We start from the raw sequence: 23851 nt of genomic DNA, 5'->3' as shown, positions 1-23851 counted from the left end.
CCTGCGCACTCAGTCGGTGACGTTCTTCGGAACACCGAGCAGTGGCCTTATTTCGAGCCATTCGTGCAGCGGGCGCCCGCCCGATCCCGGCGCCGCAGACAATTCTCCGGCCAGTTCCAGAGCCCGTTCGTAGCTGTCGACGTCGATCATCATCCAGCCGGCGATCAGATCTTTCGTCTCCGCGAACGGGCCGTCGGTGACGGGCGGTCGACCCTCCCCGTCGTAGCGGACGAACGTTCCCTCGGGGGAGAGTGCCTGGCCGTCGACGTATTCGCCCGTACCTTCGAGTCTGGTCGCGAAGTCCGCCATGAACTGCATGTGGTCGTCGACTTCCGGTTGCGTCCACTGGTCCATGGGCACGTTGTTCACCGGCTCCGGAGCGCCGCGGTAGTGCTTGAGAAGCAGGTACTTCGCCATGATGTTCTCCTCGGTTCGGTGCACCCTGTTCGGCTGCATCTGCCCCTGGGACGGAGCCGTCCGTGCGTTCTCGACATCGTCTCGCACAATTCTTCGGGGAGAGGAGCATTCTCCGGCTCAGCCCTCCTGCGGGGAATCCGGCGCTCGCTGGACCATGCTCTACTTGGTCAGCGTTTACCGACTGCGCTCGCGCCCAGATTCGTCCACCCAGTACTGTGAACCGACACAACTGCGACACCGTGACACTGTGCCCTGGGTTCATGAAGCGGATCGGCACCGTACGCACGGTGCTCATCGACCGACAAAGACACAGGGCGGACCACACGATGTCCATCGATCGCGATTCCACCGGCTACCACCTCGGGCAGGCACTCGCCGAGGCCACGCGTACTTTCTTCAAGCCGAGCAGCGTCGACGAAACGCTCGCCGAAGTCACCCGCAGCGCGACCGCGTTGATCGACGCTGCCAATTCTGCGGATGTTCTCGTCGTCGCGGGCCGCAAGTCCTTCGAGTCGCATGCCGCCACGAGCGAGCTTCCGGTCCGGCTCGACTCCCTCCAGGAAGAACTGCAGGAGGGCCCGTGTGTCGATGCCGCCCGGCGCGACGTCTTCGTTCGGTGCGACGATTTCACCACCGACACCCGGTGGCCGAGGTTCGGTCCGAGGGCTGCGGAAATCGGTGTGCGCAGCAGCCTTTCGTTCCAGCTCTACACCGGGGAGGACACACTCGGCGCACTGAACATCTTCTCCTTGGAAGCGAACGCCTTCGATCTCGCGTCCGAAGAAATCGGCGCCATGCTCGCCACCCACGCAGCAGTCGCGTTGTACGCCGCGAACAAGAATCGGCAGTTCGTCTCGGCACTGGCCACCCGCGATCTGATCGGCCAGGCCAAGGGAATGTTGATGGAGCGATACCGGATCGACGCCGTGCAGGCGTTCGCACTTCTGGCCAAGCTGTCCCAGGACAACAACACCCCCGTCGCGACGTTGGCCGCCGATCTGATCAAGCTGGGTTCCGAAGCTCCGCAGGCCTGAACCGGGTCGCTATCGGACCGAGCTCGCGACTCGATCGAAACGCATGTCCATCCAGGTGACCCATGTCGAGCCGACCCTTCGCTCCCAGCGGGTCGTCATGAAATCGGGGCCGGCCAGAACGTTGAACCAGCTGCGCACGGCTCCGCCGTCGACAAGCAGTACTCCGGGCTCGTGCACGGTGAGCCGCATGAGTCCTGGTTCGGGGGACGAGTCGAAGGAATGCATCGACCATCCGCCGTCGGGATGCTCGCCGCCGATCAACTCGTGCGCAACGATGTGTCCGCCGCCGATCCGAACGTCGACTTCGTGTGCGATCCACGCTTCGCCGGGGAGCGTGCGATACGAGTCTGTTCCGTTGATCCTGGACTCGATGCCGCCCACGTCGTCGCGGACGTCCCCAGATGTCCGCCACTGACCGAGTATCGGCGCAAGTTCGTCGAGCGAAGGCACTGTGGGGCTCCTCTGGGTCGTCGGTTCCTTCTCACACCGTGGCGCTGATTCCTACCAGTATCAAGTCGATGCCGGCCTGGAACTGCGTGCGGTCGTCGTGCTGGGGGAGTTGCTCGGCAATTCGACGAACGAACGGGTACTCGTCTGCGTCCAGGCTTCTCCACCTGTCGGCCGCCGACGCCAGATACGCCGTTCGGTTCGTCTCGCCCGCAACAAGTCTCGCGCCCGCTGCGTACTGAGCGGCAAGGCCGAGGATGTAGCTCATGATGGCTGTTGCGCAATCGAATTGCTTGTCGTCGGGGACGCCGAACTGATCGAGTCGTGTTCCGATGCTCTCCAAAATCTGCATCGATGCGGTCTGCATCAGCTCTCGTGACAGCTGCGTACCGACCCACGGATGCGCGTGAATGGCGTCGAATACGCCGGAGGTGATGGTGCGGATGGCAGTTCGTGGGTCGTCGTTGTCGCCGACGGCAGCCAGGGCGTGGGCAATGACGGCGTCCGTGGCTGCGGTGAGCAGCTCGCTCTTGTTCGCGACGTGCCAGTAGAGCGCTCCACTTCCTGTGGCCAGGTGCGTGGCGAGGGCTCGGAACGTCAACGCGCTTTCGCCGTCGGAATCGAGAATGTCGATGGCTGCCTCGACTATTCGCTTCTTGGACAACGCGTCGGTGCGCCGTTCTCCTCGCTGTTCCTCCGTCGCCATGGGTTCATCTTGACACATCTGGAACGTTGTTCCAAGATGTTGGAACAACGTTCCATAACGAAGGGACCACCTCATGGCCACGTCGATCACGATCATCGGAGCAGGATTGGGCGGCCTCGTTCTCGCCCGCGTTCTGCACGTCCACGGGATTGCCGCAACGATCTACGAAGCGGATCCGTCGCCCGACGCACGTACACAGGGCGGTCAGCTCGACATTCACGAGCACGACGGCCAGATCGCCCTTGCCGAAGCCGGGCTCACTGCCGAGTTCCGCGCGATCATCCATCAGGGTGGGGAGGCCACCAGGATCCTCGACCCACAGGGCAATGCGCTTCTCGACGAACCCGACGACGGCAACGGCGGCCGCCCGGAAGTCCTGCGCGGCGATCTTCGGCGAATACTGCTCGATTCGTTGCCGAACGGCACTGTGAAATGGGGGCGCAAGCTCGTCTCGATCCGGCCCGTCGGTGGTGGACGGCACGAGCTGACGTTCGCCGACGGCACCACCGACACCGCCGAACTGCTCGTCGGCGCCGACGGAGCCTGGTCCAAGGTTCGGCCGCTGCTCTCGGACGCAGTGCCCGAATACGCAGGCACCGTGTTCGTCGAGACCTATCTCTACGACGTCGATCGCCGGCATCGTGAAACCGCAGAGGCCGTCGGCCCCGGCGCCATGTTCGCGTTCGCTCCAGCGAAAGGTATTGCTGCGCATCGAGAATCGGGCGATGTGCTGCACACTTACGTCGAACTCAGCCGCCCGCTCGACTGGGTGAACCGAATCGATTTCGGCGACCGCGAGGCGGCAACCGAGACGTTGGTGAACGAATTCGACGGGTGGGCGCCAGAACTCACCGCGCTCCTCACGGACGGTGACACGGCCCCGGTACCACGGCCCATCTACACGCTTCCGAGCAGTCACCGGTGGGACCGGACTCCTGGCGTCACGCTGCTCGGCGACGCCGCGCACCTCATGCCGCCCTCGGGAGACGGCGCAAATCTGGCATTGTTCGACGGCGCCCAGTTGGCGAAAGCCCTTGTGGCACATCCGACGGACGTGAACGCGGCGCTGGACGAGTTCGAATCGGCGATGTTCACGCGTAGTGCCGAGGTGGCCGTGGAAGCACACGACACCCTCGATCGCTGCATCGGAGAGCGTGCGCCGTACGGATTGATCGAGTTGTTGACGGGGGCGACAGTGCGCTGATGAGTTTCGAGCGATCGCGTGGTCTATCCCTTGTATTCTCGTACATCGACATTCGGAGGACACCATGCGCACACTCATCGTCTCGGCATTCGTCTCGCTCGACGGCGTCATGGAGGCCCCCGGCGGAGAACCGGAGTACCGGAACTCGGGGTGGACCTTCGAGGACATCGAGTTCGATCCGGCAGCGTACGAGATGAAGGGCAGAGAGCAGACCGAAGCGTCGGCCATGCTGTTGGGACGTCGGTCCTACGAAGCCTTCGCGCCGGTGTGGCCGACGATGAACGAGTTCGCGGATTACAACGCGATGCCGCGATACGTGGTGTCCACGACTCTCGATAAAGACGACACCCGTTGGCCTGCAACGATACTGAGGTCGATCGACGATGTGGCAGCGCTGAAGAAGACTGAGGGCGGCCCGATCTCCGTCCAGGGTAGTGCGCAGTTGGGGCAGTCACTCGCGGACGCCGGACTGGTCGACCGCTACCACCTACTGGTTTTCCCGCTGCTTCTCGGAGCGGGAAAGCGATTGTTCAGCGAGGCGGACAAGGACACCACGCACCTGACGCTCGTCGAGCACGAGGTCTACGGCAACGGTATTCAGAAGCAGATTTTCGACGTCGTGAAGTAGGGACCGTCACCGCGAGGTGCTTCGCAGCAATTCCGTGATCTCCGGTGCGGTGGACGGTCGTCCCAACAGAAAACCCTGTGCCAGATCGCAACCGGCTGCGGCGAGAGCGTCCAACTGTTCGCGCGTCTCGACACCCTCGCCCACCACGGTCACACCGAATGCTCGTGCGAGACCGACGATCGCCGTTACGATTGCGCGAGCCCCCGGCGCCGGCAACCGTTCGATGTAGGACTTGTCGATCTTGAAACTCTCGAACATCGGATAGCGGTCGAGGTAGGACATCGAACTGTGCCCCTTGCCCATGTCGTCGAGGAGCAGGGCCACCCCCATTGCGTGCAGCTCGGCGACGGTGTCCGCCACCCGCTCGGTGTCGGACACCCACACCGTTTCGGTGACTTCGAGACCCAAAGCGTGCGGCGGCAGGCCGGTGTCTCGGAGGATCAGCGCCACGTCGGCGGGAAAGGTGGGGTCGCGCAACTGCAAGGCGCTGACGTTCACCCGAACCGCAACGGTGCAAAAGGATCGCCAGCGGACCGCGTCGGCGCACGCAGTGCGAAGTGCCCACGCGCCCAACGTCATCGCCAGCCCGGTGCGCTCGGCGACACCCACGAACTCGGTCGGATCGATGGCCCCCAGCGTCGGGTGTTCCCAGCGGGCCAGGGCTTCCACTGCAACGGTCCGCTCGGTCGCGATGTCCACCAACGGCTGATACACGAGAGTGAGCTCGTTTCCCGCCAGCGCAGCCCGAAGATCGATCGACAGCGACCGGATGCGATCGGCGTCGTACAGATCGGTGGGATCGAACACCGCGTGGCCACCGGTACCGCCGTCCTTGGCCCGGTACATGGCAAGGTCCGCCCGGTTGATGAGATCGTGTCGCGTGGTGGTCGAATCCGATACTGCGATGCCGATACTGGCGCTCAGGGGAATCGGTACCTCGTCCGACGAAAACGGCACCGCGATCGACGAGGTGATGTGGCGAGCGATGTCCTCTGCGTGCGAGACGCTGTCGACGCCTTCGCACACGATGAGGAATTCGTCACCGCCCAATCGCGCGACGGTGTCCTGATCGCGAGTTGCCGACGTCAGACGGGCGACGAAATGAACCAGCGCGTGGTCACCCGACACGTGCCCGAGGCTGTCGTTGATGATCTTGAAGTCGTCGATGTCGAGCAACAGGAGAGCGACGGCGCTCGACGCCACTCGTGCGCGTTCGAGGGCCGCATCGATGACCTCGTAGGCCAGTGTGCGATTCGGCAGTCCGGTCAGTGCGTCGTGCGTGCTGCGTCGGCGTAATTGCCCTTGCAGGTCGATGCGCCGCACGGCTGCGGACAGGATTCCGGCCACCGAGTCGAGGAAGGACACCTCCTCGTCTCGGTACCACCGGGCATCGGCGCTGTGTGTGGACAGGACACCCCACGCCTCACCCGTCGCCGTGAGGACGGGGACCGCCATCCCGCTTCGCAGGCCCAGGGTAGCCATCGTCCTTGTCTCGAATCGAGTCTCGGAATCGATGTCCGGGCACACCACCGCCTCTCGATTTGTCAGCGCAAAGCCCATCAGCGAACCGTTGCCCGCGGGAATGTCGCCTCGGGTTCCCAATGAACCGCTTGCCGCGTCGATCTGTAGATAGGGATCACCAGGAGAACGGTGATGTGCAATCGCGGCCTGACCACTCCCGATCAGCGTTGCCGCCGCCGCGGTGGCCGCAGTCAGGAGTTGCGGCAGCTCGGCGTTCACGGCGATGCGGCTCAACTCCGCGAGTGCCTTCTGCTCCTGCGCGTGCCGTCCGGCCTGCGCTGCAGATGCGGCCATCTCGGTGTTCAGCCGCTCGCCGCTGCGACGGTCGCGCAGCGTTGCCGCGACCAGGTCCGGCATTCCGGGCCCACCACGCACCACATGGAGCGACACCACCACCGGAATGCCGGCGCCGCTGGCTTGATGTCGAAGTTCGCTGTAACCCCGCCAACTTCCCTTCGAGCGCAACGACTCGTCGATGTCCGTCACCACGTCGAGACCGCGCGCGGTCAACATCTGTTCGGCCGTCATACCCCTGGCATCGGTCGCACCGGACAAACCCACCAGGTCGAGTCCCGCCGGGTTGACCCACAGAATTGCGCCGCCGAAATCGGCAATGGCGACGAAATCGGGGGAGGACTCCACTAGAGACCGCAACAGCACCGGGTCGTCCAGTGGATCGCGCATCGATTCTCCGTTCCGAGCGGCGCGCTCCGACAACGCCACCACGAAATCTAGCAACGCCAATGTTCGCAGCAGACAATGGAGGGTCCGAAATGGTCGATCCTGAATCTGGGCAGCGACGACGCTCGGGCCGAGAGGTGGCGTCGCATCGCCCGCACTGAGAAATTGCCGGACTGCCGGGATAATTGTCCGAATCCGGCATCGCCCGGGTTCGGCGACTGTCGGCACACGACCAGCGAGGGATCCACATGACCGTTGTTGCACTCTATTTGGTCATCACGTTCGGGCTCGGTGGCCTCGCCATGGCAGCACGCCTACCTCCGTTGGTCGGATTCCTCGGGGCGGGATTCGTCATCAACGCGTTCGACTTGCAGGAGGTGCCGGAACTCGACACGGTCGCCGACCTGGGCGTCACGCTTCTGCTTTTTGCCATCGGTCTCAAGCTGGACATCCGGATTCTGCTCCGCCGCGAGGTTTGGCTGACGACGTCTGCGCACATGGTGATCAGTGTCGTGTTCGGCGCCGTGGCGATGTGGGTTCTCGCGCTCGTCGGGGTCTCGATGTTGGCGGGGCAGAGCTTGGAAACCATTGCGCTGCTTGCTTTTGCGCTGTCCTTCTCGAGCACGGTGTTCGTGGTCAAGGTGCTCGAGGAGCGGGGTGAGTCGCACTCGTTGTACGGCCGTGTGGCCATCGGCATCCTGGTGATGCAGGACATCGTCGCGGTGGTCTTCCTGACGGCGACCAGCGGAAAGTTGCCGAGTCCGTGGGCTCTCGCGTTGGTGGGACTGTGGCCACTCACTCGTGTACTTCGCAGAATATGGAGTGGCCTCGGGCACGGCGAGATGCAGAGCCTGTTCGGGATCGTGATGGCGTTCGTGCCGGGGTACGCACTGTTCTCCGCGCTCGGTCTGAAGGGCGATCTAGGTGCGCTGGTGATCGGTGTGCTGTTGGCCTCGCACCCGGCAGCGTCGGAACTCTCCCGTTCGCTGTTCCACATCAAAGAACTGCTCCTCGTCGGATTCTTCGTCTCCATCGGGTTGACCGGTCTGCCGGATCTGCCCACCATCGGGGTCGCTCTGCTGATGCTGCTGTTCCTACCGGTCAAGGCCGGCGCCTACTTCGGACTGTTCACGCTGATGAAGTTGCGGCATCGCACCGCACTTCTCGCTGGGCTGTCGTTGATGAACTACTCCGAGTTCGGCTTGATCGTGGTGTCCGTCGGCGTGACGTCGGGACTGCTCGCACCGGCGTGGTTGGTGGAGATGTCGATCGCGGTGGCGTTGAGTTTCGTGGTGTCGGCCTTGGTCAACGGACGTGGCCACCTCATGGTCGAGAAGATGGCCGCACGACTCCCCGCGCAGGACGAGGAAGCGCTGCATCCGGAGGAGCGGCCCGGTGACGCCGGTGACGCCGATGTGGTCGTCATCGGAATGGGCAGAGTGGGACTTGCTGCCTACCGGCGTCTGACCGATCACTACGGCTACCGCGTGGTCGGAGTGGACTACGACGGCCCCCGAGTCGAGCGACTGGTCGAGGAGGGTCTGCGAGCGATCGAGGGGGACGCCACCGATCTCGACTTCTGGCATCAACTACGGCGCTCCGAATCCGTGGCCATCGCGGTTCTCGCCATGCCGCGACACGGCGCCAACGTCACTGCGCTCGCGTGTCTGCGCGAGTCCGGCTTCAGCGGCCGCGTCGCCGCGGTGGCCCGGTACGACGACGAGGTCAAGTGGGCCACCGACCACGGCGTCGACATCGCCTTCAACGTCTACGCCGGCGCGGGGTTGGAGTTGGCGGATCAGGTGGCCGGCGGGGGACCGGTCGGCTACACCGAAACGCCGTCCGCCACGGGAAGCGATGCGTCGGGCGACTCCGAAGGCACGTGAAGGTCGTCCGGTCAGGGTGTCGGTGGGGTGGTGGAAAAAACCGGCCAGCAGATTTCCGTGCTGGTGAACGTTGTCGGAGTCGATTGGGTGCCGCCGAAGTAGTGTTCGCGGATCGGCCCCTGGTCGCTGATCAGGTGCTCGTTCGCGTAGATGCCCAGAGCCGCGTAACTGCGGTCGATGCCGTCGTGACCACCGGGGTGGGTGAGCACCGCGAACTCCGCTTCGGGAAGGATTTCGGCTCGGACGCCCTCGGGGGGTTGACCGACGAGCGGCGCAGGGACGAACAGTGTTGCACGACCCCGGGATTCGAGAAACAGTGCTCGGTCGTAGAGGCCACCGGGTACCACTTCCGAGGGCGCGCCCGTTGTCGCGGCAACTGCGCTGCGCAAGGTGTTCACCGACGCCGAGAACCAACTGTCGATCCCGGATTCCTCGAGGGTGGCGCGGATGGACCACACGGGGAGCGCAGGTTCACGGCGCACGGTCACGAAGGCGGGGGTATCGACCGGTGACAACAATTCGCGTAATTCGCCCACGGTGTCACGGGTCTGTTGAAGCTGCTTCTCCATGTGTTCCAGATGAGTCGTGATGATTTCGGCGCGCGTTGTCGCGTCGTCCGTGCTCAATAGTGCCTTGATGTCTGGAATGGACATGTCGAGGGAACGGAACCGGCGGATGATATGTGCGTGATCGACCTGACCGGTGTCGTAGAAGCGGTAGCCGGTGTGGGAATCGATATGCGCCGGTTGGAGAATGCCGATCTCGTGGTAGTGCCGCAGGGCCTTTCGGCTCAAGCTGGTCATCACCGCGAAGTCACCGATCGAGACCCGTGCGCTCATGGCGTCCTCCTGTTTTCGGCCCTGCCCGGGAATCGTGCAGCTTCCCCTTACGGCAAGGTCAACGTCCGCGGTACGAGTTCGGCGAATTCCAGCCTTGGGCTTGACTTTCCCCTTGGGGGAAGTCTCACCGTGGAGTCATGACCACAGAATGGGACGCACTCCCGAACAGTGTAAAGACGTTCATGACCGCCATCGACAACCGTGAGGACGGCCAAGCCATGACCGCGCTCACCGCCGACGCCGAGGTGACCGACGACGGCCACCACTACACGGGCCGTGACGAGATCGAGGCCTGGCTGTCCGCGGCGGTCAGTGGCAGCGGGTTCACCTATACGTCGACGTTCAGTGGCGCAACTGCGACCGCAGCCGGCGTCGACGTCCGGCAACATCTGGAGGGAAACTTTCCCGGTGGGGTAGTAGACCTGCACTACCGCTTCACCATGGACGGCACGTTGATCGGCCGGGTGGTGATCGAGCCGTGACGCGGCGTTGGTTCGTCACCGGAGGTACGCCCGGCGGCTTCGGAGTGGCGTTCGCCGAGGCCGCGCTGGAGACGGGGGACCTTGTGGTGATCACGTCCCGGCGGCCGCAGGAACTGGCCGCGTGGGCTGAGCAGTACGGTGACCGAGTTCTGGTCGTGCCCCTCGATGTCACCGATGCCGACCAGGTGCAGCGTGCGGTGCGAGAAGCAGAGGAGCGTTTCGGGGGTATCGACGTGCTCCTCAACAATGCCGGGCGCGGCTGGTTCGGATCGATCGAGGGAATGAGCGAGTCCTCGGTGCGGATGATGTTCGAACTGAACTTCTTCGCCGTGCTGTCCGTGACGCGCGCAGTATTACCGGGCATGCGGGCCCGCGGCGACGGGTGGATCGTCAACGTGTCCTCGGTGGCCGGGCTCGTGGCAGCTCCCGGTTTCGGCTACTACAGCGCGACGAAGTCCGCTATCGAAGCCGTCACCGAGACCCTGCGTGACGAGGTGGCCGCGCACGGCATCTCCGTGCTGGCAGTCGAACCGGGAGCGACCCGCACGAACGCCTACGCGGGCTTCGCCGAAGAGCCGGTCTCCGAGCCCATTCCGGAATACCACGAGCTTCTCGAGCACGTCCGCGCAACGTTCGTGGACATGGACGGTGTGCAGCCCGGCGATCCATACCGCGGTGCCCGTGCGGTGATCTCGGCCATGGCCCAACAGCCACCTCCTCGACGACTGGTGCTGGGCAACAGCGGCTTCGACGCCGTGACCGACACGTTGGAGACGGCGCTGGCTGATATTCGATCGAGCGAAAAGATTTCCCGGAGCACAGATTTCCCGGACTGATCTGTCGTTCGAAACCATCACGACACCGTCCTGATACACCGCTCTATGCTTATATAAGCAGTATCTGATATCATGGCGGTCGTGAACGCGTTCGATGTACTCGGCGACCCGGTGCGTCGGCGCATTCTGGAGGTGCTCGCCGACGGTGAGCAAACCTCCGGTGCGATCACGGACGTGATTCGGGCCGAGTTCGCGTTGTCGCAGCCTGCTGTGTCGCAGCATCTGCGTATTTTGCGTGAGCACGGATTCGTTTCGGTCCGAGCCGAGGGAGCTCGCCGGTTCTACACCGTGGAGGCCGGTCCGCTGAGTGAAGTCGATGCGTGGCTGGACCGGTTCCGCAGCTTCTGGAACCAGAGACTCGATGCGCTGGAGACCGAGCTCGCCCGCGGGAGGCGCACTCACCGGAAATCTGCCGGCGACAAGCTCGGCGGAGCCAAAGAAGCGTAGGCACACAAACGTTCTCGACCGAACGGAGCACGACGATGAAGGATGTACTCGACGAACTGTCCGAGGCCCGCCGGAAGATGGGCACGTCGACCCTTCCCGCAGGGGAGGCCTACACGATCGAGCTGAGCCGTCGCTACGACGCGCCCCTCGATGACGTATGGGACGCGATCACCAACCCCGAGCGGCTAGGTCGCTGGATGAAGCCGGTCACCGGCGAATTTCGCCTCGGCGGGGCATTCGCGCTCGACGGCGGCGAGCATGGCGAGATCCTCCGATGCGAGCCGCCGCGCTTGCTGAGGGTGTCCTGGATGTTCGGGCCCGGCGCAGATGAATGGCCGGGCACGAGCGAGGTCGAGGTGCGCCTGTCTCCTGGATCGACCGGAGGCACCGAATTCGAGCTGGTCCACGCGGCCGCCGTCGGAGAGCCCATGTTCCCGACCTACGGTCCTGGCGCAGGTGGTGTCGGCTGGGACCTTCACTTGCTCGCGCTCGCCTGCTTCCTTTCGAGCGGCGAGGTACTCGAGCACGAGGAGTTCAGCCAATCGCCCGCCGGACGCGAGTTCAGCCGGCGTAGCGCCGCTGTTTGGGGTGAGGCACACCTGGCCGGCGGCGGCGAACCGGGTCACGTCGCGGCCGCGGTCGAGGCCACCACCGCGTTCTACTTGCACACCGGGGACGCGCGTGACAAGTAGGCCGAACCTAGTTGACATAATGTCGATTATCGGCAAAGTTTCGACCTGCGGGTTGTCGGGGATGCGTCCGATGTCGTTGTCGTCGAACAGCACTCGATCGAATCGGGTTCGGGTTCGTCGTCGCTTGTGAAGGATGATCCGTGGCCTGCGCGGACTCTTCTTCACAAGCGGTGAGTCCGATCCGGCACGTCGTACTCGGTGGCTCCAGCTTCGGCCCTGGTCGTCGCTTGTGCAGGATAATCCGCGGCCTCCGCGGACTTTGCTTCACAAACGATCCGGGCTGGCGGGCCCGGTCTTCTGCCAGCAATTCGTCACTGTGACGAATTGATCGCAATCGAGACCGTATGTTCACCATCGTTTCCGACGAATGCGCTGGAAACGACAGACCACCTCTGATTAGCATGCCTAAATGGACGCGCTGCCGAACACACGTCATCGTCGGATCGCTGTGCATCGACTCGCCACCGTTGCAGTAGCGCTCGTCGCAACCGTCGTCCTGGTCGGATGCTCGGACGACTCCGGCGGCAATACCGCCTTCCAGGGACTGACATCCGATCAGCGGGTGTACGACGACACCGGCGAATCGCTGGATTCGGCCCAGTCCGCCGACATTGCCGGCCGGTTGGAAAGCCTGAAGACCGGAACCGGCGCCGACGTCATCGTGTACGTGCGAGAACTCGACGCAGACTCCGACGACACGCTCGACCTGGTCGAGGAACTCCAGCAGCAATGGGTCGCCGCGGCCGGAATCGACCAGAACATCGCGGGCGCCATTCTGATCAACCGGGAACCGGGAAAGGGCGACGAAGCTCGAGCCGGCATTTTTCTCGGCAGCACGTTCGACGACGGCAACGTCCCGCGAGACGAGCAAGAGGCCATCGTCGAAGACGCATTGATCCCGCCGCTGCGTGACGGAAACGTCGCGGGCAGTCTCACCGCGGGAATCGACCGTCTGCAATCGGACATTCGCAACGGTCCCCCCGTGACCGCACTCGACCGGTTCGCCGCGGGCCCGGGCTCGACCTGGCTCCCCTGGGCCGGGTTGGTCGTCGCGCTACTCGGTCTGCTTGGAGTGGCTGTTCTCTTCCGCGGCCGAGCCAAACCCACTGTGTCCGAACAACCTCCGAGCACTCTTCGGCCCGATCACAACACCGAACCCGCGTTCGTGACCGCCCTCGTCCATCGAAGCGCGCAGGCGAGTGGGGTGCCGGCCACCGTTCTGGCGCTCGCAGCCCAAGACGCGCTGATGATCGAGCAAGACAAGAAGCCCGGAAAATTCGACAAGGGAACAGTCCGCATCAGACTGCTCGACGAATCGCGGGTGCGCGGAGAAATGCAGCAGGCGGTGTGGGCGATGCTCGCCGAACGCGCCGACGGCGCCGTGGTGGACAGTGCCGCATTGAAGAAGATCGCCGGAAGCCCCGGTTCGACGAAAACTCTTGTCGAGGAACGGCTTCGGTCCAGCGGGCTCGTGGCCGACGGGACCGGGCGCCGACGCGCGGCGCTGACCGCTCTCGCTGTACTCGGCGGTGCGCTGGCTGTCGGCGGTATTGCCGTCGCCACGTCGGGCGCACCGCTGATGTGGCTGGCAGCAGGTCCTGCGGCAATGCTATTCATCGCAGGAATTGTCACCGCCATTGCGTACTCGCGATTCTCGGTCGCCGGGCGGGACGCAGCTCGGCCCTGGGAGGCATACCGAGACGGGTTGAAGAATGCAGCGAAAGACCACGACGAAGCGGTCGACCTGAACTCGGCGCTGCCCGACATCGTCGCGCTCGGTCTCGCACCGGCGTTCCAGAAACAGTTGGACGCCGCGACCGATCCCTCGAACGACACGCCGCTGCAAGCCTTCTCGTCGCCCGCGAGCGCGGGATTCGCATCCGGTGGACCAGTGGTACTCCCCTGGGCCGCGTTCTCCGGCGTCTTCGTCTCGAGCGGTGGCGCAGGATCGACCGTGTCCGGTGCGGGCGCCGGCGGCGGCGGAGGTGCTGCCGGAAGCACCTGACCGATGAGTTCGGGCACTGGCGATGGTCTGCCTCCATGTAGACCACGACAGGAGAAAAGCCATGGGACTCATCACGATCGAAACATTTGCGACTCTGGACCTCGTCGGTCAGGCGCCGGGAGGACCCGAGGAGGATCCGTCGGACAGTTTCCCGTTCGGCGGCTGGCAGGTACCGCTGATGGACGAGGTGTCGGGTGCGCAGGTCGACGTTGCCTACGAGGGGACGGATGCGCTGCTGCTGGGCAGACGAACCTACGACATCTTTGCCGCGTACTGGCCGAATCAGGACCCCGAGGCCGATTTCGTCGGCCTGTTCAACCGCATCCCGAAGTACGTGGCGTCCCGCGGTACGCCCGACCTCTCGTGGTCCGGATCGTCGCACCTCGGGTCCAACCTGCCCGACGCGATTCGCGAGATACGCGACCGACACGAGAACATCAAGGTGGTCGGCAGTTTGGACCTGGTGCAGACGCTGCTGCGGGAGCAGCTGTTCGATCGCCTGGATCTGTGGATTCACCCGATCGTGCTGGGTACGGGCAAGAGACTGTTCGACGGAGGCGCCGTGCCGTCGACTCTCACATTGCTCGAACCGCCGGTGGCGAGTTCGAGCGGCGTCGTCCAGATGCGATACGCGCGGGGCGAGGAAAGGCCGACCACGGGAGACATGGGCGACGTCACTCGGTAAACCGCCGAAAAGACCTGACTCCCGCAAGCAGCAGCGAAACGTTCGAAAGGCCCGATCCTGTTACGATCGGCCTCGATATCGTGCTCGGGGGCGCACCGTCTCTACCAGGGGTTCTCATGATCGCTGTACGCGCGCTTCTTGCTGCATCGATCCGTCCGTCGGAGCCTCGTCGAGATCCGACGACTGGCCGAGCGGGTCTACTCGACCTCGAGCGTCAACGGGCCACACTCACGCAGTACCTGGTCGGTCTGGCCACTCTCACCATCGGGCTCATCGGAATCGTCAGCGCCCCCTCGGAGGAGTACGACGGAATCGGTGTCGTCATCGTGGTTGCCGTCAGTCTCACGACGGTGCCGGTGGCCCTGCGGTGGTTCCTCGGAGGGTGGCCGGCGCCGCACGCATTGGTTGCGTACGTGGTGTACGCCGATGTGGCAATCACGATCTGCCTGCTGTTGAAACAGGACCTGCTGACCGCGATCGGCGGGACCGTGCTCTTCGCGGTCGTCACCACCTTCGCCGTCATCACCGTTCCGCCGCTCGTGAGTTCCCTCCACATGATGGCGGCGGTCCTCGTTCTGGGGATCGTCGCTGTTCGCGCCGTGCTGAACGATGCAGCCAGTAACTGGGTGGTGGCGGCACATACCCTGACCATGCTGCTGATGTTCTCGGCGCCGCTGATCTTGATCATCTACGTCAGCGAACTCCGCTCTCGTGCACGCGAGTCATTGGTCGACCCGTTGACCGGACTCCGCAATCGGCGGGGGTTGCTGGCTGCGGTGGACGCGATCGTGCTGACCGCGCCGAAGAACCGTCCGAACGTGATGTGCGTTGTCGTACTCGACGTGGACGGTATGAAGAAGGTCAACGACACCTTCGGTCACCACACCGGTGACGCCGTGCTGCTCGACCTGACGCAACATCTGCGGGCCTTGACCGCGAACGATTGGGTGGTAGCGCGCCTCGGAGGCGACGAATTCACCTGCGTCACGGTCGGTGCGGAGTCGGCCACTCAGGTTCGCGGCGAGGAGTTGGTGGCTGCGCTCTCCGGTGCCCGGATGATCTCGGGGTTGTCGGTGAGCGTCGGTTCTGCCACCACCGAGGTGCACGCCGGCGGTTCCGAACAGGCCGTACTACACCTGCTCAGAACCGCCGACGCCGAGATGTACCGCGCCAAGAGTGCCCGTAGGCAGGGTGGCGACCACCGTGATTCGGCGCGCGGCTGACTAGGTCTCGATGCGCTCAGCGGCGGTGGTCTCGATCGTCCGGTCCGACGATGCGGCGCGGTAGCGGTAGAGACCGATGCCGATCACGATGGCGGCGAGTGCGAGCGAGACGTACATCTGGCTGCGCGTCTCCGGAATGATCACCATGCCGATGCAGAGGGCGACGATCGAGATGATGGTCAACCATGTGAGGTACGGGAAGAGCCACATCTTCAGGTCGAGTTCGCGTCCCTCGCGTTCGAGCTGACGGCGCATCCGCAACTGCGACACCGAGATCACGAGCCATACGAACAGCGCGATCGCACCGGACGAGTTGACCAGGAACAGGAACACCCGGTCGGGCGAGATGTAGTTCAAGCCGACGGTGATGAACCCGACGACGGTCGACACCAGAACAGCTTGACGGGGAACGCCCGAGCCGCTGATGGTCGCGAAGCTCTTCGGCGCGTCTCCGCGTCGGGACAGCGAGAAGATCATGCGGCTCGCGGTGTACAGGCCGGAATTCAGGCACGACAGGACCGACGTGAGTACGACGACGTCCATGATCGTTCCGGCGGCGGGGATGCCGTACGAATCCATCACGGCGACATACGGACTCAGTGCCACGGACGCACTGTCCCACGGGAGGAGTGTGACGACGATGGCGATGGACCCGATGTAGAACACCAGAATTCGCCAGACGACCGACTTCACGGCCGTGCGCACAGCCGCAGCCGGGTTCTCCGACTCGCCGGCGGCGATGGTGGCGATCTCGGCGCCGAAGAACGAGAAGACCACCACGAGGATGCCGGCGAACACCGCGCCGTATCCGTTGGGGAAGAAACCGCCGTTGCCGGTGAGGTTGGACATCCCCGGTGCTTCCACTCCGGGCAGCAGCCCGAGTATGGCGAGTATGCCGAGTCCGAGGAAGGCGACGATGGCGGCGACCTTGATGGAGGCGAACCAGAATTCGAATTCGCCGAACGACTTGACCGACGCGATGTTCGTCAACGTCAGCACGATCATCAGCACCAGCGCCCAGGTCCACTGAGGCACACCCGGTACCCACCGGTTCATGATGACGGCACCGGCGGTGGCCTCGATTCCGAGCACGATGATCCAGAACCAGGCGTAGAGCCACCCGATGCTGAAGCCGGCCCACCGTCCGATCGCGCGGTCGGCGTACGCGGAGAAGGAGCCGGTCTCCGGGTTGGCCGTCGACATCTCCCCCAGCATGCGCATGACGAGGATGACGACGATGCCGGCGAGCGTGTACGAGACGAGGACGCCTGGCCCGGTCTCCTTGATGGCGGCGCCGGATCCGACGAACAGTCCAGCCCCGATCACCCCTGCGATGGCGATCATCGACAGGTGACGCTTCTTGAGCGTCTGCTGTAGTTCCGTGGGCGGGTTCGCGGCCACTGTGGACTCCCTGTGTCGTGCACGGTGGCTGCCACCGTGCGGTAGGGAAAGTCTGTTGCAGCCGGACGACGGAGAGCGCACTCCACTGTGTACAAGAAGGAACGAGCAGTTGTACGAAACGAAACGCGCAGATGACGGGAGAGTGCAGTCGGCTCAGCCGCTACGGCCGACCACGGGGTTGAGTTCGGAGATCGCCGGCCCACCGGGTTCGACGCCCGGAAGGAATTCGCGCCAGGTACCACTGATGAGCGTCGGCGAGTCGACGACCCGTGCTCCGTCGACGAAGTAGGTGGTGGCCAGCGCCCGCCGAGGTTGCCTGGTCCGGTTGGGACCTGCCGTGTGGAAGCACAGCGCCGAATGGAACGACACGTCGCCCACTGCGAACGGCTCGGACTCCACCGCGACGTCGCGCTCGACGAAACGCTGGGCGACGGCTTCGTCGTAGGAGGTGCCGACCTTGTCGAACTCGAGGTCGGCGACCTCGCCCCGCACCTCGCGGCCGCGGGCGAACGACAGCGGACCCATCCGTCCGGGGATGGCCGACATCGGCATCCACGCGGTGACCGCCTGGGTGGTCTGCAACGGGAAGTGCTCGGCGTCGTGGTGCCAGGGCGTGCGCCCGCAGCCGGGCTCCTTGGACAGCGCGTTGTCGTGATAGAGCCGGACGCCCGGCACGGCGAGCAGGGAGGCAGCCAAGCCGCCGATCCGGGGCGACAGAGCCACGGCGCGCATCAGATCGTCGTGAAGCCACATCTGTTCCAACGCGGTGAACCGGCCGGCCACGTCGTCGCCGTGTTCGGCGCGCAGCAGTTCGTCGAGTCGCTCGGCGAGCCGCCTGACGACAGCCGGCGACAGGACGGCCGGTAGCCGCACGAAGGCCTCGCGGGCGAACGCTTCGACGGAGGGCGGGTCGAGGTCGTACGGTTCGGCAAGCTCACGCTCGACCTGCTCGTCCGAAGCGGCCTCGATGTCGGGCAGGCCCGGTCCGTCGACCAGCTCGGCGGGCGCCGTGTCGTTGGCGGCCAGCGTGACGTACCAGTCCCACCAGTCCTGATCGTCGCCGGCCCAGTCCTGGTCGATACCGCCGGCGCGGTTCTGCTCGGGGAGCCGTTCGTTGGTCGTCGGATTGTTCGGATCCACAGCAGTTTCGTTCGGATCCACAGCAGTTTCGTTCAGATCCACAGCAGGGCCGCCTCGTGAGAGAAGGTGTAGGAACCGGACGCGTCGCGACACGAGGCGAGATAGTCGCCCAGCACCGGCGCCGCCTCCATTTCCTCCAGCGACACGGAGTCGTCGAAGGCGCACCGCTGCAGAAAGCCTTCGGCGACAACGCGATCGGATGTGCCGGTCGTATAGGTGACGCGCTGGTCTCGCACATCCGCGCCGGCTCGGATCAGTGCGTCGCGCACCTGCTCGGCCGTCGTGTAGGGCGTCGCTTCGCGAACGCCGGCGCGGAAAGCGTCGTAGAACGCGAGGTAATGGGAGGCCGCGGTAGCCTGCGCGACCAGGCCCAGACCGCCGGGGGCGAGTGCGGCGACGAACCGCTCGGCTGCGGCGTCCAACTCGTCCGGCGGAAGGGCGTAGAGCGCGTGCGTGGCCCACACGACGTCGTAGCCGGTGTGGTCGGCGGGGAGGTCTTGCAGGGTCATCACCAGGTCCCGGCGGGCCACGAACGGCACACCCAGGGCCCCGCGCGCCTCGGCCACCGAGAACTCGGACGGATCGAGAAGGTCGTAGGCCACCTCGGGCACGGCGGACAGGTCGGTGTAGCGGCGCAGCGCGGTGGGAAACTTTCCGCTGCCGCAGGCCACGTCGAGCAGCGACCAACCCTCGTGCGCTCGGTCGGCCAGCAGGGTGGGCCAGTCGGCAGCCAGTGCCAGCTGGTGGTAGTCCTCGGTGGCCAAGGCGTAGAACGCCTCCATGCCGGTGCGACCGGCCTCGCTCCAGTGCTCGAGACTCCGCTCGGCCGTATCTTTGCTGCTCACACCAGTCCTCGTCTTCTCGTCGGGAGCCGACCGCGTGCACCCGAGACGCAGGCGTGGTGGTTGACTCGAACAGGTGCCGAGCCTAGTCCCGACCCCGTCGACCGCCGCCGCCGCGCTCCTCGACGACCTACGTGCGTTGCGGCGCGGCGCCGAGCCTCTACCCGGGCTGGAGCCCGGTTCGTACGCTCGCGATCACGCCGCGTTCGAAGAGCTGTCCGACCAGCGCGGCCTGATTGCCGACCACCTCGTCGGCCGGCTGGCCGGAATAGAAGAAGGACCGGTATCGGTGCTGTCGGTGGGTTGCGGCGACGGCTCGCTGGACGTCCGGATCGCCGAGGCACTTCTCCGGACGATGCCCGGACGGCCGGTGCGCTACGTCGGTATCGAGCCCTGGTCCGACAGCGCCGAACGCTTCACCGACACGATGGCCGCACTCGGGGCGGGCACGCTGAGTGTCGACGTGCACGTCACGTCGTTCGCCGACGCACCGGTGGACGAAACGTTCGACGTCGTGATGTTCGTGCACTCGATCTATTACGTCGTCGACGTGGGCAAGGCGCTGATGGCCGCCCGCGAACTGCTGCGACCGGGCGGAGAGCTGTGGGTGCTCGTCGCACCGCGCGCCGCGCTCAATGCGCTGGTGGACGTACTCGCCCCGCCGCTCGAGGAGCATCGTCAGTGGTTCAGCGACGACATCGAGAACGCCTTCGTCGACGCCCGCGTCACGGTCGACGAAGTGGTGACCCTGAACGCGTTCGTCGACCTTGCTCGGGCGTCCGACGAGGTGCTCGACTTCGCGGTGCAGGCCCGGTTGACCCCCGAGTTGCGCGGGCCGGTGCGGGCCTACCTGGACGCCGTCTCCGTGCCCGCCGCCGACGGCTGTCCCCGGGTACCGCACCCGGTCGACATGTTCAGCACGCACGGTCTCTCGTAGCGGCCCGGTCTGTCGCAAGGGACAGTGGCTGTCCGCAATGACGGATAGAAATGAACGGCCCACCGCTCGGTGAGCGACCGACAACACCAGGAGCCGTCATGCCGTCGACCGACTACCTTCGTGAGAATTTCCAGGGATCGCAGATCGACCACGTCAACGTCACGGTGACCGACGTCCCAGCGGCGATCGCGGTGTGGGAGCCGGCCCTGGCGACGCTCGGTATCCGCAAGCTCCTCGACTTTCCGGCCCCGGCCGACGGGAGCAGGCCCCACATGACCGGCTTCGGGTCGGACCGGAAGCCGTCGTTCTGGTTGGTGGCGGGCGACGTCGTCGATCCGAACCTGCACATCGCGTTCACGGCGCCTTCACGCGAACACGTGCGCCGCTTCCACGAGGCCGCGCTGCACGCTGGTGCACGCAACAAGCTCGACCCGGCGGTGCACACCGAATACCACGAGAACTATTACGGCGCTTTCGTTCTCGATCCCGACGGAATCAACCTCGAAGCGGTCTGTCACATCGAATGAGTCAGCCGACGTAGGCCGCGAGGTGCTCCCCCGTCAACGTCGACTTGGACGCGACGAGCTCGGCGGGGGTGCCCTCGTAGACCAGACGGCCGCCGTCGTGGCCGGCGCCCGGCCCGAGATCGATGATCCAGTCGGCGTGCGCCATCACCGCCTGGTGATGCTCGATGACGATGACCGACTTGCCGGAGTCGACCAGTCGATCGAGCAGGCCCAGGAGCTGTTCGACGTTGGCAAGATGCAGCCCGGTGGTCGGTTCGTCCAGGATGTAGATATCGCCCTTGTCGGCCATCTGCGCCGCGAGTTTGATGCGTTGTCTCTCGCCACCGGACAGGGTGGTGAGCGGTTGGCCGAGTTTGAGATAGCCCAGTCCGACGTCCGCGAGCCTGGTCAGAATCTTGTGCGCCGCAGGTAACTTGGCGTCGCCGCTGCCGAAGAACGTCTCCGCCTCGGCGACGGACATGCCGAGCACCTCACCGATGTTCCTGCCTCCGAACGAGTAGTCGAGAACGTCGGCCTGAAACCGCTTTCCTTCGCACACTTCGCACGTGGTGGCGACCCCGGCCATCATTCCCAGGTCGGTGTAGGTCACGCCCGCTCCGTTGCAGTTGGGGCAGGCACCTTCGGAGTTCGCGCTGAACAGAGCCGGTTTGACTCCGTTCGCCTTCGCGAACGCTTTGCGAATGGGCTCGAGCAGCCCGGTGTAGGTCGCTGGACTGCTACGCCGAGACCCCTTGATGGCCGACTGGTCGACGGACACCACCCCGTCGAGGCTTGCCACGCTGCCCTGGATCAGGGAGCTCTTTCCTGATCCGGCCACTCCGGTGATCACCACCAGCACACCGAGGGGGATGTCGACGTCGACACCGCGCAGGTTGTGCGAATCGGCTCCGCGGATCTGCAGCACCTCGGAGGCCTCGCGCACCGAGTCCTTGAGGGACGCGCGGTCGTCGAGGTGGCGTCCGGTGAGCGTGCCGCTCCCCCGCAGTCCGTCGACGGTTCCTTCGAAGACGATCTCGCCGCCGTCCGATCCCGCCCCCGGGCCGATGTCGACGACGTGTTCGGCGATCGCGATCGCTTCCGGCTTGTGCTCGACCACCAGGACGGTATTTCCCTTGTCGCGCAACTCGAGCAACAGGTTGTTCATTCGTTCGATGTCGTGTGGGTGCAGTCCGATGGTGGGTTCGTCGAACACGTAGGTCACGTCGGTCAGACTTGACCCGAGGTGGCGAATCATCTTCGTGCGCTGCGATTCTCCGCCCGACAGGGTCCCGGACCGACGGTCCAGGGACAGGTACCCGAGCCCGATGTCCACGAACGAATCGAGAGTGTGGCGCAGGCTCTTCAGAAGCGGCGCCACCGATGGCTCGTCGAGGCCGCTCACCCATGTGGCCAGGTCGCTGATCTGCATCGAGCATGCGTCGGCGATGCTCACACCGCCGATCGTGGACGACCGCGCCGCCTCGCTCAGCCGGGTTCCGTGGCAGTCCGTGCACGTGGCGAACGTGACGGCCCGTTCGACGAACGTCCGGATGTGCGGCTGCATGGCGTCGACGTCCTTGGACAGGAAAGACTTCTGGATCGACGGAATCAGACCCGCGTAGGTCAGATTGATTCCGTCGACCTTGATCTTGGTCGCTTCCTTGTAGACGAGATCGTTCAGTTCCCTCTTGGTGAACTTCGCGATCGGCTTGTCGGGATCGAAGTACCCGCAGCCTCGATAGATCCGTCCGTACCAACCGTCCATGCTGTAGCCCGGAATGGTGATGGCGCCGTCGTTCAGGGACTTGCTCGCGTCGTAGAGGGCAGTGAGGTCGATGTCGCTGACCGATCCGCGTCCCTCGCAGCGCGGGCACATGCCGCCGGTGACGCTGAACGCGCGCCGTTCCTTCACGGTTCGGCCGCCGCGTTCCACGGTGACGGCCCCGGCGCCCGAGATCGACGCCACGTTGAACGAAAATGCTTGTGGCGAACCGACATACGGCGTGCCCAACCTGCTGAACAGGATGCGCAGCATGGCGTTGGCGTCCGTCGCCGTACCGACGGTGGAGCGTGGATCTGAGCCCATCCGTTCCTGGTCGACGATGATCGCCGTGGTCAGGCCCTCGAGCACGTCGACGTCCGGACGTGCGAGCGTCGGCATGAATCCTTGGACGAAGGTGCTGTACGTCTCGTTGATCATGCGCTGAGATTCCGCGGCGATGGTGCCGAAGACCAGGGAACTCTTTCCTGAACCCGACACCCCGGTGAACACCGTCAGGCGACGCTTGGGAATCTCGATGTTCACGTTCTTCAGGTTGTTCACCCGAGCGCCGTGTACCCGAATGAGATCGTGGGTGTCGGCTGTGTGGGTTCTGCTGGCCATGCCGGTCACCATAGTGGCGACGAGCGCCGAAGACTTCTCGAATCCTGACCGACCGCGGACGGTGTGAAGTCAGCGCAGCCGTTCGGCGTCCCGCGATCGTTCGACCAGGTCCGCACACAGTCGGCTCAATTCGTCTGCACTCGCGCCTTCGTCGACCGCGGTGGCGACGTCCTCGGCCAGACACCGGACCTCGAATGCCCGGTCGGCGAGAGCGGTGGCTTCGTCGGCGGTCAGCACCACCGCGTCGACCGGCACCGCCGTCCCCTTGACGGCGGCGCGTTGCTCGTAGGCGCGCTGCCGACACGACTGTCTGCAGTAGCGACGGCGCCGACCCATGCCGGCGTCCGGGACCGGGCGGCCGCACCACACACACGTCGACGGACGACGACTCCTCCCGGCCATGGTGATCAACCCTAAGGTCTCGGGCGGGTATCATTGCGCCTCGACACTCGCTCGACCGGGGAACGATGCAGGCTGCTCCGTCGTTGAACACGGTGACGAGCGGGAAACGATCAGAGAGGACTCCACCATGGCAGATCGCGTATTACGAGGTAGTCGACTCGGAGCGGTGAGCTACGAGACCGATCGTGACCACGACCTGGCTCCGCGCCGGATGGCGCGATACCGCACCGACAACGGTGAGGAGTTCGACGTTCCCTTCGCCGACGAGGCCGAGATCCCCGGTACGTGGCTGTGCCGTAACGGGCTAGAGGGGTCGCTCATCGAGGGCACCGCGCCGGAGGCGAAGAAGGTCAAGCCGCCGCGCACCCACTGGGACATGCTGCTCGAGCGCCGATCCGTCGAGGAACTCGACGAACTGCTCAAGGAGCGGATGGACCTGCTCAAGGCCAAGCGGCGCGGCGCCAACGCCTGACACGTCGTTCGACGACGAAGCCCCTAGACGACGAA

The 23851-nt window shown here is 64.9% G+C and carries 24 protein-coding genes; 14 read left to right on the top strand and 10 right to left on the bottom strand.

From position 1 onward, the window contains the following. Positions 1 to 9: 9 nt before the first annotated feature. Positions 10 to 417, bottom strand: a complete 408-nt coding sequence (locus IEW02_RS12990; protein WP_188545151.1) for a YciI family protein — start codon at positions 415 to 417, stop codon at positions 10 to 12. A gap of 326 nt (positions 418 to 743) precedes the next feature. On the opposite strand from IEW02_RS12990, the gene IEW02_RS12985 reads away from it, so the two are divergent. Further along, a complete protein-coding gene (locus IEW02_RS12985) occupies positions 744 to 1451 on the top strand; it encodes a GAF and ANTAR domain-containing protein (RefSeq protein ID WP_188545150.1) in 708 nt (235 codons plus the stop codon). A 9-nt stretch (positions 1452 to 1460) separates the two neighbouring features. Here the strand turns inward: IEW02_RS12985 and IEW02_RS12980 are convergent, their stop codons facing one another. Together IEW02_RS12980 and IEW02_RS12975 are read right to left on the bottom strand one after the other, a co-directional pair. After that, positions 1461 to 1901: a hypothetical protein gene (locus IEW02_RS12980; RefSeq protein ID WP_188545149.1), complete on the bottom strand. Its 441-nt coding sequence runs from the start codon at positions 1899 to 1901 to the stop codon at positions 1461 to 1463. 31 nt (positions 1902 to 1932) lie between these two features. Further along, the gene (locus IEW02_RS12975; RefSeq protein WP_188545148.1) at positions 1933 to 2604 is read right to left on the bottom strand and encodes a TetR/AcrR family transcriptional regulator; all 672 of its coding nucleotides are present in this window, start codon (positions 2602 to 2604) and stop codon (positions 1933 to 1935) included. Between the two features lie 73 nt (positions 2605 to 2677). On the opposite strand from IEW02_RS12975, the gene IEW02_RS12970 reads away from it, so the two are divergent. Together IEW02_RS12970 and IEW02_RS12965 are read left to right on the top strand one after the other, a co-directional pair. Then, positions 2678 to 3808, top strand: a complete 1131-nt coding sequence (locus IEW02_RS12970) for an FAD-dependent oxidoreductase (protein ID WP_188545147.1) — start codon at positions 2678 to 2680, stop codon at positions 3806 to 3808. A 64-nt stretch (positions 3809 to 3872) separates the two neighbouring features. Then, positions 3873 to 4436, top strand: coding sequence for a dihydrofolate reductase family protein (locus IEW02_RS12965; RefSeq protein ID WP_188545146.1), 564 nt, complete (start codon positions 3873 to 3875; stop codon positions 4434 to 4436). A 6-nt stretch (positions 4437 to 4442) separates the two neighbouring features. Here IEW02_RS12965 and IEW02_RS12960 read toward each other — a convergent pair whose 3' ends face one another. Continuing rightward, the gene (locus IEW02_RS12960) at positions 4443 to 6641 is read right to left on the bottom strand and encodes a sensor domain-containing protein (RefSeq protein WP_188545145.1); all 2199 of its coding nucleotides are present in this window, start codon (positions 6639 to 6641) and stop codon (positions 4443 to 4445) included. Positions 6642 to 6886: 245 nt separating this feature from the next. On the opposite strand from IEW02_RS12960, the gene IEW02_RS12955 reads away from it, so the two are divergent. After that, complete coding sequence (locus tag IEW02_RS12955) at positions 6887 to 8524, top strand: cation:proton antiporter domain-containing protein (RefSeq protein ID WP_188545144.1); 1638 nt, start codon at positions 6887 to 6889, stop codon at positions 8522 to 8524. Positions 8525 to 8535: 11 nt separating this feature from the next. Here the strand turns inward: IEW02_RS12955 and IEW02_RS12950 are convergent, their stop codons facing one another. After that, positions 8536 to 9363 (bottom strand): MerR family transcriptional regulator, encoded by an 828-nt coding sequence (locus IEW02_RS12950; protein WP_188545143.1) that lies wholly within the window; start codon positions 9361 to 9363, stop codon positions 8536 to 8538. A gap of 137 nt (positions 9364 to 9500) precedes the next feature. On the opposite strand from IEW02_RS12950, the gene IEW02_RS12945 reads away from it, so the two are divergent. From IEW02_RS12945 to IEW02_RS12915, 7 genes are all read left to right on the top strand, one after another. Next, on the top strand, positions 9501 to 9845 hold the full coding sequence (locus IEW02_RS12945; protein ID WP_188545142.1) for a nuclear transport factor 2 family protein: 345 nt from the start codon (positions 9501 to 9503) through the stop codon (positions 9843 to 9845). Beyond that, on the top strand, positions 9842 to 10681 hold the full coding sequence (locus tag IEW02_RS12940; RefSeq protein ID WP_188545141.1) for an SDR family NAD(P)-dependent oxidoreductase: 840 nt from the start codon (positions 9842 to 9844) through the stop codon (positions 10679 to 10681). Before IEW02_RS12945 ends, IEW02_RS12940 begins: the two co-directional genes overlap by 4 nt. A gap of 81 nt (positions 10682 to 10762) precedes the next feature. Next, on the top strand, positions 10763 to 11128 hold the full coding sequence (locus tag IEW02_RS12935) for an ArsR/SmtB family transcription factor (RefSeq protein WP_188545140.1): 366 nt from the start codon (positions 10763 to 10765) through the stop codon (positions 11126 to 11128). 35 nt (positions 11129 to 11163) lie between these two features. Further along, positions 11164 to 11820, top strand: coding sequence for an SRPBCC family protein (locus tag IEW02_RS12930; protein WP_188545139.1), 657 nt, complete (start codon positions 11164 to 11166; stop codon positions 11818 to 11820). A 409-nt stretch (positions 11821 to 12229) separates the two neighbouring features. Further along, on the top strand, positions 12230 to 13825 hold the full coding sequence (locus IEW02_RS12925) for a DUF2207 family protein (RefSeq protein WP_188545138.1): 1596 nt from the start codon (positions 12230 to 12232) through the stop codon (positions 13823 to 13825). 61 nt (positions 13826 to 13886) lie between these two features. Then, complete coding sequence (locus tag IEW02_RS12920) at positions 13887 to 14510, top strand: dihydrofolate reductase family protein (RefSeq protein WP_188545137.1); 624 nt, start codon at positions 13887 to 13889, stop codon at positions 14508 to 14510. Between the two features lie 116 nt (positions 14511 to 14626). Further along, positions 14627 to 15733, top strand: a complete 1107-nt coding sequence (locus tag IEW02_RS12915; RefSeq protein WP_188545136.1) for a GGDEF domain-containing protein — start codon at positions 14627 to 14629, stop codon at positions 15731 to 15733. Here the strand turns inward: IEW02_RS12915 and IEW02_RS12910 are convergent, their stop codons facing one another. From IEW02_RS12910 to IEW02_RS12900, 3 genes are all read right to left on the bottom strand, one after another. Next, complete coding sequence (locus IEW02_RS12910) at positions 15734 to 17134, bottom strand: amino acid permease (RefSeq protein WP_268236724.1); 1401 nt, start codon at positions 17132 to 17134, stop codon at positions 15734 to 15736. Between the two features lie 153 nt (positions 17135 to 17287). After that, positions 17288 to 18295: a phytanoyl-CoA dioxygenase family protein gene (locus IEW02_RS12905; protein ID WP_229745980.1), complete on the bottom strand. Its 1008-nt coding sequence runs from the start codon at positions 18293 to 18295 to the stop codon at positions 17288 to 17290. 11 nt (positions 18296 to 18306) lie between these two features. Further along, entirely contained in the window at positions 18307 to 19119 is an 813-nt protein-coding gene (locus IEW02_RS12900; RefSeq protein WP_188545135.1) for a class I SAM-dependent methyltransferase, read from the bottom strand. 73 nt (positions 19120 to 19192) lie between these two features. Between IEW02_RS12900 and IEW02_RS12895 the strand changes: the two genes are divergently transcribed. Next, positions 19193 to 20053 carry a class I SAM-dependent methyltransferase gene (locus IEW02_RS12895; RefSeq protein ID WP_188545134.1) on the top strand — a complete coding sequence of 287 codons (861 nt, stop codon included), beginning with the start codon at positions 19193 to 19195 and terminating at the stop codon, positions 20051 to 20053. Positions 20054 to 20151: 98 nt separating this feature from the next. Continuing rightward, the gene (locus tag IEW02_RS12890; protein ID WP_188545133.1) at positions 20152 to 20580 is read left to right on the top strand and encodes a VOC family protein; all 429 of its coding nucleotides are present in this window, start codon (positions 20152 to 20154) and stop codon (positions 20578 to 20580) included. A gap of 1 nt (position 20581) precedes the next feature. On the opposite strand, the gene IEW02_RS12885 is transcribed toward IEW02_RS12890, so the two are convergent. Further along, positions 20582 to 22942, bottom strand: a complete 2361-nt coding sequence (locus tag IEW02_RS12885; protein WP_229745979.1) for an ATP-binding cassette domain-containing protein — start codon at positions 22940 to 22942, stop codon at positions 20582 to 20584. 69 nt (positions 22943 to 23011) lie between these two features. Then, positions 23012 to 23344, bottom strand: coding sequence for a hypothetical protein (locus IEW02_RS12880; protein WP_188545131.1), 333 nt, complete (start codon positions 23342 to 23344; stop codon positions 23012 to 23014). Between the two features lie 127 nt (positions 23345 to 23471). On the opposite strand from IEW02_RS12880, the gene IEW02_RS12875 reads away from it, so the two are divergent. Next, the gene (locus IEW02_RS12875; protein WP_188545130.1) at positions 23472 to 23816 is read left to right on the top strand and encodes an RNA polymerase-binding protein RbpA; all 345 of its coding nucleotides are present in this window, start codon (positions 23472 to 23474) and stop codon (positions 23814 to 23816) included. The last annotated feature ends 35 nt before the right edge of the window (positions 23817 to 23851 follow it).

Origin of the sequence: Rhodococcoides trifolii, assembly GCF_014635345.1 — a bacterium.
GTDB classification, from domain to species: domain Bacteria; phylum Actinomycetota; class Actinomycetes; order Mycobacteriales; family Mycobacteriaceae; genus Rhodococcoides; species Rhodococcoides trifolii.
Note: the sequence above shows the minus strand (reverse complement) of the source record. Positions and strands in the feature narration are given on the sequence as shown.